At 43.4% G+C, this 14,154-nt stretch carries 13 protein-coding genes; all 13 read right to left on the bottom strand.

Annotated elements, in window-relative coordinates:
* Window positions 1-7 precede the first annotated feature (7 nt).
* Complete coding sequence (gene fliF, locus BLV00_RS15150) at window positions 8-1,609, bottom strand: flagellar basal-body MS-ring/collar protein FliF (protein ID WP_093045816.1); 1,602 nt, start codon at window positions 1,607-1,609, stop codon at window positions 8-10.
* A 64-nt stretch (window positions 1,610-1,673) separates the two neighbouring features.
* Window positions 1,674-1,979 carry a flagellar hook-basal body complex protein FliE gene (fliE, locus tag BLV00_RS15155; protein ID WP_093045817.1) on the bottom strand — a complete coding sequence of 102 codons (306 nt, stop codon included), beginning with the start codon at window positions 1,977-1,979 and terminating at the stop codon, window positions 1,674-1,676.
* Window positions 1,980-1,994: 15 nt separating this feature from the next.
* Window positions 1,995-2,453 carry a flagellar basal body rod protein FlgC gene (flgC, locus tag BLV00_RS15160; RefSeq protein WP_093045818.1) on the bottom strand — a complete coding sequence of 153 codons (459 nt, stop codon included), beginning with the start codon at window positions 2,451-2,453 and terminating at the stop codon, window positions 1,995-1,997.
* 1 nt (window position 2,454) lies between these two features.
* Window positions 2,455-2,850, bottom strand: a complete 396-nt coding sequence (gene flgB / locus BLV00_RS15165; RefSeq protein ID WP_093045819.1) for a flagellar basal body rod protein FlgB — start codon at window positions 2,848-2,850, stop codon at window positions 2,455-2,457.
* Window positions 2,851-3,293: 443 nt separating this feature from the next.
* Entirely contained in the window at window positions 3,294-4,073 is a 780-nt protein-coding gene (codY, locus tag BLV00_RS15170; protein ID WP_093045820.1) for a GTP-sensing pleiotropic transcriptional regulator CodY, read from the bottom strand.
* Between the two features lie 29 nt (window positions 4,074-4,102).
* Window positions 4,103-5,497, bottom strand: coding sequence for an ATP-dependent protease ATPase subunit HslU (gene hslU, locus BLV00_RS15175; RefSeq protein WP_093045821.1), 1,395 nt, complete (start codon window positions 5,495-5,497; stop codon window positions 4,103-4,105).
* Between the two features lie 14 nt (window positions 5,498-5,511).
* On the bottom strand, window positions 5,512-6,057 hold the full coding sequence (hslV, locus tag BLV00_RS15180) for an ATP-dependent protease subunit HslV (RefSeq protein WP_093045822.1): 546 nt from the start codon (window positions 6,055-6,057) through the stop codon (window positions 5,512-5,514).
* A gap of 13 nt (window positions 6,058-6,070) precedes the next feature.
* Window positions 6,071-6,979, bottom strand: a complete 909-nt coding sequence (gene xerC, locus BLV00_RS15185) for a tyrosine recombinase XerC (RefSeq protein WP_093045823.1) — start codon at window positions 6,977-6,979, stop codon at window positions 6,071-6,073.
* A 64-nt stretch (window positions 6,980-7,043) separates the two neighbouring features.
* Window positions 7,044-8,351, bottom strand: a complete 1,308-nt coding sequence (trmFO, locus tag BLV00_RS15190) for an FADH(2)-oxidizing methylenetetrahydrofolate--tRNA-(uracil(54)-C(5))-methyltransferase TrmFO (RefSeq protein WP_093045824.1) — start codon at window positions 8,349-8,351, stop codon at window positions 7,044-7,046.
* 140 nt (window positions 8,352-8,491) lie between these two features.
* Window positions 8,492-10,567 (bottom strand): type I DNA topoisomerase, encoded by a 2,076-nt coding sequence (topA, locus tag BLV00_RS15195; RefSeq protein WP_093045825.1) that lies wholly within the window; start codon window positions 10,565-10,567, stop codon window positions 8,492-8,494.
* Window positions 10,568-10,733: 166 nt separating this feature from the next.
* Window positions 10,734-11,606 carry a DNA-processing protein DprA gene (gene dprA / locus BLV00_RS15200; RefSeq protein ID WP_093045826.1) on the bottom strand — a complete coding sequence of 291 codons (873 nt, stop codon included), beginning with the start codon at window positions 11,604-11,606 and terminating at the stop codon, window positions 10,734-10,736.
* Between the two features lie 80 nt (window positions 11,607-11,686).
* Window positions 11,687-12,589 (bottom strand): succinate--CoA ligase subunit alpha, encoded by a 903-nt coding sequence (sucD, locus tag BLV00_RS15205; protein ID WP_093045827.1) that lies wholly within the window; start codon window positions 12,587-12,589, stop codon window positions 11,687-11,689.
* A 16-nt stretch (window positions 12,590-12,605) separates the two neighbouring features.
* Window positions 12,606-13,766, bottom strand: a complete 1,161-nt coding sequence (gene sucC, locus BLV00_RS15210; protein ID WP_093045828.1) for an ADP-forming succinate--CoA ligase subunit beta — start codon at window positions 13,764-13,766, stop codon at window positions 12,606-12,608.
* Window positions 13,767-14,154 lie beyond the last annotated feature (388 nt).

Consider the following 14,154-nt stretch of genomic DNA (forward strand, 5'->3'; position numbering starts at 1 on the left):
ACTCCCCCTAATCTTCAGCTATCCAGGACCGTAATAATTTCGCGAAATCTTCCGGTTTTTCTCTTGCCATACGCTCGAGTTGTTTGCGTTTAACAGTGCCTTCGGTATCTTTTTCTTCTTCCAGCTCCGGAATGTCATACGCTGCGGTTTCCTGCATGAATTCTTGATAACTGTCTTCATCCTCACCTTGATCCCGATTCCTGCGTAACACTGCCCAGAGCAGTGTAAGGATTACAGCCAGTAATACGCCACCTGCAATATATGCCCAGAGCGGGATACCTGTTGGTGCAGGCTGTTGCTCTTCTGCTCCGTTGAATTCCTGAAACACAATCGAAACATTTTCACCTACAGCCTCTCCTTCATAAGGAGCAGCGACAGAGGTAGCGATGATCGAATCGAGGATAGAGCTGACACTCGCTTCCACCGTCGCTTGTTCCTGCTGGGATAAAAGCTGAACTTCACCGGCATCATCTAATCCTTTTGATGTATCGATCGCCACCTGGATTCCGATATCTCTTATCTTATACGGACTTTCTACAATTTCGCGTTGGATACGGTCGAATTCATTATTGATCGTTTCCTTGACCATTTCATATTCCCCATCATCATTCGCATCTTCCGCGTTATAGGCTGCCGGATCGTCCTCTCCTGCAGGAGCACCGCCAGCCATAGGCGGGTTCCCTGTATAAGTCTCTGTCAGCCGCTCGACGCTTACCGGAAGTCCTTCCATACTGTCAGGATCTACCGGTTCGACCAGTTCTTCTATACGATTCTCTTGAGTGAAATCGATATCAGTGGTAACAGATGCTACTACCTTATCCAACCCGATCATGGTTCCCAGCATCTGCTGAACACGCCGTTGAATGTCCCGTTCAATATCTTTCTTGATGTTCTGCTGCTGGGTATATGTATTTCCGCTGCCAGGAGAATATGAACTTTTTTGATCGAAGTATTCAAAATATTGGTTCATGATGACGATATTATCTGTAGTAAGATTAGGTACTGATTTTGAAACTAAGTTATAAAGACCTTCGAGCTGGTTATCCTTGAATTGATAACCTGGTGATGTATGTAATACGATGGAAGCTGTCGCCTCCTGCTGTTCATCCCCGATAAAAACCGGTTCAGGCGGCTGGTTAATCATTACCTGCGCATCCTTGATTCCCTCGATCCCCTTCATTAAATTCGCCAATTCCGTCTGCATCGTGTCCAATTTAATCATGTCAAATTCATTATCTGTCATTCCCCATGATGTGTTTTCACTGAAGAAAGAATAATCAATGTTTCCACTTTTCGGAAGCCCGGACGCTGCCAAATCTACTAAAAGGCCATCCACTTGCGACTCTGGTACAAGGATGGTCTGTCCACCTTGGGTCAATTCATAATTTACGTTACGGGCATCCAATTCCGTTTTCATTTGACCGATTTCTTGTAACGATAAATTTTGGTAAAGGGGGACCATGTTACTTTTTGAAGATAAGATGCTGATTGCCAAAAGCACAATGACTAAAGCTAATACAGAGCCAATCAAGGTGCTTTTTTGGGCATTTGTACGTTCTTTCCAAAAGTTTGCTATGTTTTCTTTAAAAATAATTATTTTTTTTCTCATAATTGCCCCCATAAAACACACACTTCAAAAGAATACTATAATGTCGAAATGGAATGGAATGCGATTAAACTTGCATTCTCATGATCTCACGATACGATTCGATGACTTTGTTTTGTATTTCTACAGAGGTTTGTAAGGTAACACTCGCTTTTTGTGCAGTAATCATCACATCATGCAAGTCATCGATCTCTCCCTTAGCAAGAGCCTCCGTTTTTCGATCAGAAAGCTTTTGGCTGTGATTCACATTAGCAATTGCCCGCTTCAAATCAGCGGCAAAATCTGCTTGTGCATCACCCGGGGACATATTGAGATTATTTTGAGATTTAGGTACCAGGGTAGATACACCATTGATTGCATTTAAATTGACCATATTAAGTCACCTGCCTTATTTTCCTATTTCCAATGCTTTCATAAGCATTGTTTTAGAGGCGTTGACTGACGTGATATTCGCTTCATAAGAGCGGGTGGCACTCATCAAATCAACCATTTCCCTCAGTGGGTCCACATTGGGAAGTTGGACATACCCATCTTCATTTGCGTCCGGATGATTCGGGTTGTATTCCAGTTTGAAGGGTTCGGAATTGTCTTCTCGTATTTCGCTCACCCGTACACCCTGGCCTGAAGTGGCAGAAGAAGCTTTCGCTTGCTTAAGAAAGGTTCCAAAGTCGTTCTCTCCAGGCTCAAATACTACCTGCTTTCTGCGATAAGGCTTCCAGTTCCCGTCATCATCCAATTCAGCTCTAGTTGTTTCTGCATTGGCGATATTGGATGAAATAGTATCCATCCGCAAACGCTGGGCTGTCAAAGCACTTGCGCTGATATTCATCGAATGAAAGATACTCACGTTATCTGCCTCCTTTGATTACAGTTTCCAGGCTGCGGAATTTTCCGTTCATTCGGTCTACCATGGATTGATAATACAATTGGTTTTTGGCAAGTTCGTTCATCTCTTTATCAATATCGACGTTATTGCCATTGTGGTTATATGTAGTTCCTCTGTCGGTGACAACCTGGTATGGAGTCAGAGCGCCATCCCCGATGGGAAGATGTCTGGGGTGGGTACGAAAGCCTTCGATACTGTTTGTGGTTTGTTCCGCTAAGATGTCTTTGAAGATTACTTTTTTAGCCTTGTATCCTGGAGTGTCGACATTTGCGATATTATTGGAGATGGTCTTATTTTTCTGTGTTGCATAGTTGAGCGAATGTTCCAGAGTCTGCATTGTCCCGCCGAATAACTTCATTTCCTCTACCTCCTGATTAATGGGCATGGCCCCATAACCTACCAACACATTGTAAGAAAATAGCGCCTGGTTGTCTATGCGAATTCGTCATTATGTTACGAAATCTTACAAAAAATGACTATAGGCCTAGTTCTTTTTCCCTCTTTATTAGACAGTGTTTTACATGTGCGCATCTTACTGGGAAATATGTAGCATTTTGGCGAATAATGAACATCTAGCTTTTATTATTACATACTATCCAGGGTAATGGAATCAACTAATTTTTTATTATCAAAAAAGTCTCATGCAGCTGCATGAAACTCCGCTTGTAGAGAAACCATTGGTTTTTCTGCATTTTTTTATACGTTCTTATTCAACCCATTCCTACTCACTTATAACAGAACGGTTAGCCCTTATTTTTATACCAAAAAAAGCTGTCGAGACTCTCCCGACAGCTTTTTTGATTAATTGGTACGTAATTTTTGCAGTTCCAGCAAGAAATTGTTATTCAACACTTTGATATAAGTCCCTTTCATACCGAGGGAGCGAGACTCGATAACACCTGCACTCTCCAGCTTACGAAGAGCGTTGACAATCACCGATCTGGTAATACCGACACGGTCGGCAATTTTACTTGCTACGAGCAGACCTTCATTGCCTTCCAGTTCCTCAAAAATGTGTTCAATAGCTTCCAATTCACTATAGGATAGTGAGCTGATAGCCATTTGCACGACTGCTTTGCTTCTTGCTTCCTGTTCGATTTCTTCTGTCTTCTCGTGAAGAATTTCCATCCCTACAACAGTTGCCCCGTATTCTGCAAGCAATAGGTCATCTTCCTCAAAACTATCGCTGAGACGGCTTAGGATCAATGTTCCCAGACGCTCCCCACCACCAATGATAGGTACAATGGTAGTCAGGCCATTTTCAAATAGCTCTCTGTTCTCTATCGGGAAAGCTGTATACTCACTGTCAATATCAATGTTGGGAGTTGTTTCCTGAATGGTGAACAAGTTTTGCGTATACGCTTCCGGAAACTGACGTTCAGAAAGCATCGCTTTCATACGTTCATTCTCGATTTCCTGTTTGATCGCAAAACCTAACAGCTTACCTCTACGACTTAAAATAAAAATATTGGCCCCAATGACATCACGCAATGTTGCGGACATGTCATTGAAATTGACTGATTTCCCTGTTGTTTTCTGCAACATAGAGTTGATTTTTCTGGCACGTTCTAATAATTGCATTTGTTTTTTCCTCCTAACTGTACTCGCTTCTAAAGGATAAATCGGCTTAAATCTTTGTTTTTCACGATACTGCTTAATTTCTCGTCGACATATTGTGGGGTGATCTTTATCGTATCCATCGTTACATCGGGGGCTTCAAACGATAAATCCTCCAACAGTTTCTCGAGAATCGTATGCAGTCTCCGCGCACCGATATTATCTGTTTCCTGATTAACCTCAAAGGCGATTTCTGCAAGCTTAGTTACAGCTTCGTCAGAAAATTCAACCTTTATACCTTCTGTTTCTAATAATGCACTATATTGTTTCAATAATGCATTGGATGGCTCCGTCAAAATCCGTTTGAAGTCACTAATGGTGAGCTTCTCTAATTCCACCCGGATCGGAAAACGGCCTTGCAGTTCCGGAATGAGGTCAGAAGGTCTGGCCATGTGAAAAGCACCGGCAGCAACGAACAAGATATGATCCGTTTTGACAGGGCCATGCTTTGTCACTACTGTGGAACCTTCCACGATCGGCAGGATGTCGCGCTGCACCCCTTCCCTGGATACATTGGCCTGGTTATCACTTTTAGCTGCCACCTTATCAATTTCGTCGATGAAAATCATACCCGATTGCTCGACCTTCTGAACAGCCTTCTGGGTAACTTCATCCATATCAATCAATTTTTGTGCTTCTTCCTGAGTAAGTACTTTTCTAGCTTCAGAAACAGGAAGCCGTCGCTTTTTCTTTTTCTTCGGCATGAACTGACTCATGGCATCCTGCATATTCATCCCCATTTGTTCCATTCCTGAACCTTGGAGCATATCAAACATCGAAGGCTGCTGTTCTTCGACTTCTACGTTAACCATGTGATCTTCCAGCTCTCCCATAGCAAGCTGCTGGGCAATCCGTTTCCGTTTATTTTCTACTTCAACCTCGTCATCACCCGTCTGTTCCTGGGTATCCTGGTTAGGCTGTTGATTGAAAATCATTTCGAAAGGATTTTTAAAATTCGTCTGCTTCTTTTTTGACGGAACAATGAGTTTGACCAGGCGTTTATTCGCTTGTTCTTCAGCCCGGTCTTTCACTGCTTCCATCTGTTCTTCTTTAACCATTCGGACCGCTGTTTCTGTCAAATCCCGCACCATTGATTCTACATCACGGCCAACATAACCGACTTCGGTGAATTTAGTGGCTTCCACTTTGACAAACGGAGCCCCTACAAGCTTTGCCAGGCGGCGTGCAATCTCTGTTTTTCCGACGCCGGTAGGCCCGATCATCAGAATATTCTTGGGTACGATCTCATCCCTCAGATGATCATCAAGCTGCATCCGCCGGTATCGATTTCTCAATGCTACCGCAACCGACTTCTTTGCATCTTTTTGACCAATGATATATTGATCGAGTCTCTCGACAATTTGTCTTGGGGTCAACTCAAATGACATCCATACCAGCCTCCTTATTCGATGACCTCGAGTGTAATTTGGTCATTCGTGAAAACGCAGATTTCTCCTGCGATCTCTAATGCGGCACGGGCAATTTCTTCAGCACTTTTATCAGAAGAATACCGTTTTAACGCACGCCCAGCACTCAAGGCATAATTACCGCCTGAACCGATAGCCAGAATGCCATCATCCGGTTCAATTACTTCCCCTGTACCGGAGACAAGAAACATAGCGTCCTTGTTCATGACGATCAACATGGCCTCCAGCTTCCTTAATACTTTGTCACTTCGCCACTCTTTGGCTAATTCCACCGCCGCGCGAGCCAGATTTCCATCATACGCTTCCAGGTTTGATTCAAACTTTTCAAATAAAGTGAAGGCATCCGCAACGGACCCGGCAAATCCCGCCAGTACCTGACCTTTGAACAGCCTTCTCACCTTCTTCGCTGTATGTTTCATAACCACCTGATTGCTAAGTGTAACCTGGCCATCCCCGCTCATCGCGCACTGCCCTTTATGGTGGACAGCAAAAATAGTTGTTGCATGAAACTGTTGACTCATCCTATTCTCACCTCTATTTATTTGCTCTCGGGTGACTATCCCTATATATCTTACGTAAATGGTCCTTCGTCACATGAGTATAAATCTGTGTGGATGATAAATTTTCATGACCCAGCAGCTCCTGGACTGCCCGTAAATCTGCACCCTGATTCAACATATGGGTGGCGAAGCTATGCCTTAACTTGTGTGGATGGATGTTTACGGTCATGGCTGCTTTTTCCACCATTTTATCCAGGATAAGACGTACACCTCGATCGGATAGTGTGCCTCCTTTCGCATTGAGAAAAAGGTGATCCGGCTTTTTGTCACTATTTCTAAGAAGCCTGGAGCGGCCATCCTCGATGTACATCTTCATCGCTTTAGCAGCGAATTGACCAAATGGGACATACCTTTCCTTCCGGCCCTTACCTTTCACCAGGATGGTACCGATTGTGAAATTTATATCTTCCACTTTGGTGCCTACACATTCACTGACACGGATTCCTGTACCATACATTAACTCAAGCAAAGCTTGATTACGTTGTCCAAGCGGAGTAGACAAGTCGTTCACAGAAAATAACCGCTCCAATTCTTCTTCATAAAAGAATTCTGGAATCGGCTTTCCTTCCTTCGGTAAGGATACGTTGATGAATGGATTATGGTTCACTTTCCCTTCACGTTCAAGAAAACGATAGAACGACCGCATGCAGGACAGCTTACGAGAAACGCTTCTCCTGGAAAGCTTCTGCTGGTACAACCGGGTCAGAAATATGCGGATCAAAGGGTAATCTACGTCTCTGATACTGGGTATCCCTTCTGTTTGCATAAAAAGAAAAAATGCCTCTACATCTTTTTCATAGTGTTTGATGGTTAGTGAAGATGCATTTTTTTCAATTTGCAGGTATTCCAGATAAAGAACTTTTTCTGTTTGTAAATCGTCCATATATCCACCTCTTCAAGGCGTTTAAATTTTAACACAATTCAATCAATTTACGCAATCCTTTTAACTAAATTGTAACAAAATTCTGAATTGTTTCTAATGCCCGATTAGCATATGCATCATTTCTTTCTTTCTTATTCTTTATTTTATTCTCGAGAGGTTTGATCAAACCAAAGTTAGCATTCATCGGCTGAAAGTGTTTTGGGCTGGTTGTCGTTATATAGTTTGCCATACTTCCCATCATCGTTTCATGGGGAAGAACAACCGGCTCTTTTCCTTGCAGCAGGCGTGCTGCATTGATGCCTGCGATCAATCCGGCTGCAGCTGATTCTACATAGCCTTCCACTCCGGTCATCTGACCAGCAAAGAACAGGTCGTCTCTATCTTTGTATTGATAGGTCGCTTTTAGTAAATTAGGTGAATTGATAAATGTATTGCGATGCATGACACCATAACGTACGATTTCAGCGTTCTCCAGGCCAGGTATTAAACGGAAAACTTCTTTTTGCGGCCCCCATTTCAAATGGGTTTGAAAACCTACCATATTATATAAAGTCCCCGCAGAATCATCCTGGCGTAATTGAACGACCGCATATGGAGTTTTTCCTGTTTTAGGGTCTTCTAAACCTACAGGCTTTAACGGCCCGAATGTCATTGTCTTTTTACCACGCTGAGCCATTACCTCGATTGGCATACAGCCTTCAAAAAAAATTTCCTTCTCGAACTCCTTCAACGGAACGGTCTCGGCTGAGATCAATGCCTCGTAGAAACGATTGAACTCTTCTTCGGTCATGGGGCAGTTGAGATAAGCGGCTTCTCCCTTATCGTACCGTGACTTTAAGTAGACTTTGTCCATATCGATGGAATCCTTTTCTATGATTGGTGCCGCAGCGTCATAAAAATATAAGTATTCTTCTCCTGTCATTTCCTTCAGATGAGTGGATAGTGATTCTGAAGTCAATGGTCCGGTGGCTACGATTACAGGTCCGTCTACAGGGATCTCCCCAATTTCTTCATTATATACGGTTACGTTCGGGTGATTTTTTACATGCTCTGTTACAAATCCTGCAAATTCATGGCGATCGACCGCCAACGCTCCACCTGCTGGAACCTGGGACTGATCGGCAGCTTGTATGATAATGGAATCTAATGTACGCATTTCTTCTTTAATGACCCCTACTGCATTGGTAAGGGAATTGGCACGAAGCGAATTACTGCAAACGAGCTCCGCAAATTTATCAGTATGGTGGGCCGGTGTCTGTTTAGAAGGTCTCATTTCATATAAATGTACTTGTATCCCCCGTTTCGCCAACTGCCAGGAAGCTTCACTACCAGCCAGACCAGCTCCGATCACGGTTACATGTTGTGCGCTCATCAGGCATGCTCCTTTCAAAATCGTGTCAAGTATATCTACTTACCATTCGGTAATTATATCGATACGGTCTGAAAGTGTCAATAAATTTTTTCACTCCTATCATACATAACAAAAAGAAAAAGCAAGCGCAAATTTCGCGCTTACTTTTGGGCCTCTTCTTTATAATCACATTCGGTACACTGAATTTGTACCCCTTTTTTCGATTTCTTCTCAACCAGGAGTGAGCTGCACTTTGGACAAGGTCTGCTGATCGGCTTATCCCACGATATGAAATCACATTCAGGATAACGGTCACAGCCGTAGAATGTCCGGCGCTTTTTACTCTTTCGCTCCACCACTTCCCCTTCTTTACATTTCGGGCAGGTGACACCAACTTTCTTAAGGATCGGTTTTGTATTTCTGCAGTCAGGAAAGTTTGAGCAAGCCAAAAACTTTCCATAACGGCCCATTTTGTAGACCATTTCATGCCCGCAATTTTCACAACTCACACCTGCGGGTTCATCTTTGATTTCGACTTTCTCCATTTCTTGTTCTGCTTTTTCTAAATGTGGTTCAAAACCTTTGTAAAAATCATCGATGATCCTTACCCATTCTACTTTTCCTTCTTCAACAGCATCGAGATCTTCTTCCATTTTTGCGGTGAAGTCCACATTTATAATTTCAGGAAAGTATTGTTCAATTGACTCATGTACAATACTTCCAAGTTCAGTCGGTACAAACCGTTTATTATCGAGCGCGACATAGCCCCTCCGCTGAATCGTATCCAATGTAGGAGCATAGGTGGAAGGTCTTCCGATTCCTAATTCTTCCAAGGTTTTAACCAATCGCGCTTCTGTATATCGAGGAGGCGGCTGGGTAAAGTGCTGATTAGGTTCAATCGCATCCGCTTTTACGGTCATTCCCTCTTCCAGTTCAGGAAGCATTTTATCTTCTTCCTTTTTATTATCATCGTTTCCTTCGATATATACTTTCATGAATCCTTTGAATTTCACTTTTGAGCCTGTGGCACGAAATTCGACACCCTGATTGGTCATATGCACTGTCATGGTGTCCATCACTGCCGGGGCCATTTGGCTGGCAATGAAGCGATCCCAGATTAATTTGTACAGGCGATATTGATCGCGGGATAAGATGCTTTTCATTGCTTTAGGATCCCGGTTGGCAGAGGTAGGACGGATTGCTTCGTGAGCATCCTGAGCGCCTTCCTTTTGTTTCTTTTTCTTATTGCCACCGAGAAATTCCTTACCGAACTGACCTTCGATGTAGCTTTGGGCCTCACCTTTTGCGGAGTCTGACAGACGTGTAGAATCGGTACGCATATACGTGATCAGACCAACAGTTCCCTCTTTCTTTCCTAAATCGATCCCTTCATATAGCTGCTGGGCGATCATCATTGTCTTCTTCGCCCGGAAGTTAAGCTTACGGGCTGCTTCCTGTTGCAAGGATGAGGTAGTAAATGGGACAGAAGGATTTCTCTTACGTTCCCGTTTATTGACTTTGTCGATTCGGAATTCCTTCCCCTTCATCTTATTCAAGATGTTATCGACATCATCTTTCGTTTTTAATTCTTGTTTTTTTCCATCGATTCCATAAAAAGCACCCGGGAATTTTTCTTTCCCCTTCAGGAAGGTGCCATCTATTGACCAATATTCTTCAGGCTTGAAATTATTGATTTCATTTTCACGATCAATGATTAAACGGACGGCTACCGATTGTACACGGCCGGCACTAAGCCCTTTTTTAACTTTCTTCCATAGAATAGGACTGATATTATATCCCACCAGCCTATCCAGGATACGCCTTGCCTGTTGGGCATCGACGCGGTCCATGTCAATGGTTCTCGGATTCTTGAATGAATTCTTGACTGCGTCTTTAGTGATCTCATTAAAGACTACCCGGCATTCTGATTTATCATCAATATCTAAGCTATGCGCTAAGTGCCACGCGATTGCCTCTCCTTCTCTATCGGGGTCGGCTGCGAGATAAACGCGCTTCGCTTTTTTTGCTGCGGTTTTCAATTCTTTCAGTACGGGACCTTTCCCGCGTATCGTAATATATTTAGGTTCATATTCTTTGTCGACATCTACACCCATTTGACTTTTAGGCAAGTCACGGACATGTCCAAGTGAAGCCTTTACTTTATACTTTTTCCCTAAGTATTTTTCGATAGTCTTGGCTTTTGCGGGTGATTCGACGATAACTAGATAATCTGCCATAACTGTTCCTCCCATAGAGGTGTGTGCACCTTATGCATATTTCATTGATAAACTTTCCCTATTATTAAATACTTTCTTTTCATTTGTCAAACTTCATTGGTCAGAATTTTTTCAAAACAAAGAGATAATAAATAACATTTGTCAATTTTCGACAATGTAAGAGGTGCTATTCCGGCCAGGAATCCATAATATCTTGGGCATTTAGAACCATTTTAGCACCTTCCTGGATCATATGGTTGCATCCCTCACTGTTCTCTTGCAAAAGAGAACCCGGAAATGCGAAAACTTCCCTGCCTTGCTCCAGTGCCTGATCCACGGTGATCAAAGACCCGCTCCTCGCCTTCGCTTCCACCACAAGGGTAGCTTCCGTCAATCCACTAACGATACGATTCCGCTCAGGAAAATGGTACCTTTGAGGTCGAATATCAGGTGCGTATTCGGAAATGACCAGATGGTTTTCTGCCATTTGTTGAAATAAAGATATGTTGTGTTTCGGGTAAATATGATGGAAACCCGATCCTATGACTCCAACTGTTGTACCATGATAGCGTATAGCCAACAGGTGTGCAAACCTATCTATCCCAACCGCAAGTCCGCTTACTATTACCCACCCCGCCTTAATAAGCGGGGCAAGAACCCTGTCCATTGCCGGAAATGCTGATTCCGTCGGTTTTCTTGTCCCGACCACGCTCAAACCAGGTCGATGACTGAGCAGTGCCCGATTTCCAGCCAGGTACAGGACTAATGGAGGATCTGGTATATTTTTTAACAGCGTCGGGTAGTCCTTGTCTAATATCGTCATTATGGAGAATTCTTTCATAAATTGTTCAATCTTATACCTATTATTCTCAGAATGGAGCTGATGATGGAAGGCAGTTGCACGTTTCAAGGGGATAGCGTAGCTGGTAGAAATGTTTTGAGGAGACAGGGTGAAAATAGTAGTTAAACTGGGATCTTGCTGAAGAATTTTACGAAGTAAAGGTCGGCTGGCGTGGGGGTTATTGTGAAGAAAAATCAACAATTTTCGAGTTTCATCCAATCAGAACCACTCCTTTTTTCCATTAGAAATAAGATCGTGCACGGAGCTGCCATGCACGATCTTGGTTAATTACCTAGCTTTTAATGCGTTTTACACTTGTCATAAAGTCCATTCTCTTTAAGCACTTCAATCAATGTTTCTCCCATTACGGATGGTGTTTCTGCTACTTGGATACCGCATTCATTCATGACACGAATCTTTTCGTCAGCAGTACCTTTACCGCCGGAAATAATAGCACCGGCATGGCCCATACGCTTTCCTGGAGGTGCAGTACGACCACCAATGAAGCCGACCACAGGTTTGGTCATGTTGCTTTTAACCCATTCTGCCGCTTCTTCTTCTGCAGTACCTCCGATTTCACCGATCATGATGACTGCTTCTGTGTCATCATCTTCGTTGAACGCATGCAGAACATCAATAAAGTCTGTTCCATTTACTGGATCTCCACCAATACCTACGGCTGTAGACTGGCCAACTCCTGCTTCTGAAAGCTGATGTACTGCCTCATAGGTCAAGGTACCAGAACGGGAAACAACCCCGACATGTCCTTTTTTATGAATGTAACCTGGCATGATACCAATTTTACATTCCTCTGGAGTAATGACACCAGGACAGTTTGGCCCTACTAAGCGTGTCTTTTTCCCTTCCATATAACGTTTCACTTTGACCATGTCAAGTACAGGAATATGCTCTGTGATACAGATAGCTAAATCCATTTCAGCATCTGTCGCTTCCATGATGGCATCCGCTGCGAAAGGTGCAGGGACGTAAATGACAGAAGCATTGGCACCAGTCTTTTCAACTGCTTCAGAAACGGTATCGAATACAGGGACACCTTCAACCTCTGTGCCGCCTTTGCCTGGTGTGACACCACCTACGATTTTCGTACCGTACTCCAGCATTTGCTTCGTATGGAAAAGGGCTGTTGAACCTGTAATTCCTTGTACGATTACTTTTGTGTCTTTATTAACATATACACTCATCTGATTCCCCGCCTTTCTACTTCACTAGTTCTACTATTTTTTGTGCACCGTCTGCCATTGAATCCGCGGAAGTGATGTTCAAACCGGATTCATCAAGAATTTTCTTACCTTGCTCGACATTCGTACCTTCCAAACGAACAACCAATGGAAGTGTCAATCCGATCTGTTTTGTAGCTTCTACAACACCCTCAGCAATGACATCACACTTCATGATACCGCCAAAGATATTGACGAAAATTCCTTTGACATGTTCGTCAGACAAGATGATTTTGAATGCTTCGGTTACCTTTTCCGTAGTGGCTCCGCCCCCTACATCAAGGAAGTTGGCAGGATCGCCGCCATAGTGTTTGATGGTGTCCATCGTAGCCATCGCAAGACCAGCACCATTGACCATACAGCCGATATTACCATCAAGCGCAATATAGCTGAGATCATATTTGGATGCTTCCACTTCTTTCGGGTCTTCTTCATCCAGATCGCGAAGTTCCTGGATGTCTTTTTGACGATAAAGGGCATTGTCGTCAAAGTTCAACTTAGCATCTAGCGCCATGACATTTCCGTCACCAGTTGTAACCAGTGGGTTGATTTCAGCGATAGAACAATCTTTTTCGACAAATACTTTGTATAGTCCCATCATAAATTTAACAGCTTTTGAAATTTGCTCTTTCGGAATATTGATATTAAATGCCAGACGACGTGCCTGGAATGGAGTCAATCCGACTACCGGATCAATGACTTCTTTAAATATTTTTTCAGGAGTTGCAGCAGCTACTTCCTCGATTTCCGTACCGCCTTCTTCAGACGCCATCATCGTTACACGGCTGGTAGCACGGTCAAGTACGAGCCCGACATAATACTCACTTTTAATGTCGCACCCTTCTTCGATCAGTAAGCGCTTTACTTCCTTGCCCTCTGGCCCGGTTTGATGAGTGACGAGCGTTTTACCGAGGATTTCATCGGCATATGTACGCACTTCATCAGCATTTTTAGCGATCTTGACACCGCCGGCTTTACCGCGGCCTCCCGCATGGATTTGTGCTTTCACAACTGTGACACCAGAACCTAATTTTTCAGCTGCTTCAACAGCTTCATCTACGGTATATGCCACATGACCATTTGGTACAGAAACGCCAAATTCGCGTAGAATGTCTTTCCCTTGATACTCGTGAATGTTCATGTTCCATCCTCCCATCATTTTAACTGCATTACCATTGTATAAAAAAACGTCGGGAATTGTCCACAGTAAGCGTCGGGAACTTGTCGAAAAAGTGACATACACGGCGTTGAAAAGACTATAATATGATTATGTTAACTTAATTTCTCCTATAGTTGAGTCCGTTACCATGAGAGGAATGGGATGGTCCGGGAAACAACTCACTTTCCTGCGGGGGACCTGGCAAGCTTCCTCGGGCTAAAGCCCTGCGGGATCTCGCCTAGACCCTTCTCCCGCGGGAGATTCCTGTGGGATTCAATAGAGGGGTCCTTGTATTAAAAAAAGCCCTCCGTTATGATGCATTTGTACAACCAAATACAAACATCAAAAGGAGGACTTCCCATTGAATTCT

Source organism: Thalassobacillus cyri (assembly GCF_900107755.1).
GTDB classification, from domain to species: Bacteria; Bacillota; Bacilli; order Bacillales; family Halobacillaceae; genus Thalassobacillus; species Thalassobacillus cyri.

Excerpts from the sequence above, each read along its gene's own strand:
- fliF (WP_093045816.1), bottom strand. The coding sequence starts at position 1,609 with ATGAGAAAAAAAATAATTATTTTTAAAGAAAACATAGCAAACTTTTGG.
- fliE (WP_093045817.1), bottom strand. The coding sequence starts at position 1,979 with ATGGTCAATTTAAATGCAATCAATGGTGTATCTACCCTGGTACCTAAA.
- flgB (WP_093045819.1), bottom strand. The coding sequence starts at position 2,850 with ATGAAGTTATTCGGCGGGACAATGCAGACTCTGGAACATTCGCTCAAC.
- codY (WP_093045820.1), bottom strand. The coding sequence starts at position 4,073 with ATGCAATTATTAGAACGTGCCAGAAAAATCAACTCTATGTTGCAGAAA.
- hslU (WP_093045821.1), bottom strand. The coding sequence starts at position 5,497 with ATGTCATTTGAGTTGACCCCAAGACAAATTGTCGAGAGACTCGATCAA.
- hslV (WP_093045822.1), bottom strand. The coding sequence starts at position 6,057 with ATGAGTCAACAGTTTCATGCAACAACTATTTTTGCTGTCCACCATAAA.
- xerC (WP_093045823.1), bottom strand. The coding sequence starts at position 6,979 with ATGGACGATTTACAAACAGAAAAAGTTCTTTATCTGGAATACCTGCAA.
- trmFO (WP_093045824.1), bottom strand. The coding sequence starts at position 8,351 with ATGAGCGCACAACATGTAACCGTGATCGGAGCTGGTCTGGCTGGTAGT.
- topA (WP_093045825.1), bottom strand. The coding sequence starts at position 10,567 with ATGGCAGATTATCTAGTTATCGTCGAATCACCCGCAAAAGCCAAGACT.
- sucD (WP_093045827.1), bottom strand. The coding sequence starts at position 12,589 with ATGAGTGTATATGTTAATAAAGACACAAAAGTAATCGTACAAGGAATT.
- sucC (WP_093045828.1), bottom strand. The coding sequence starts at position 13,766 with ATGAACATTCACGAGTATCAAGGGAAAGACATTCTACGCGAATTTGGC.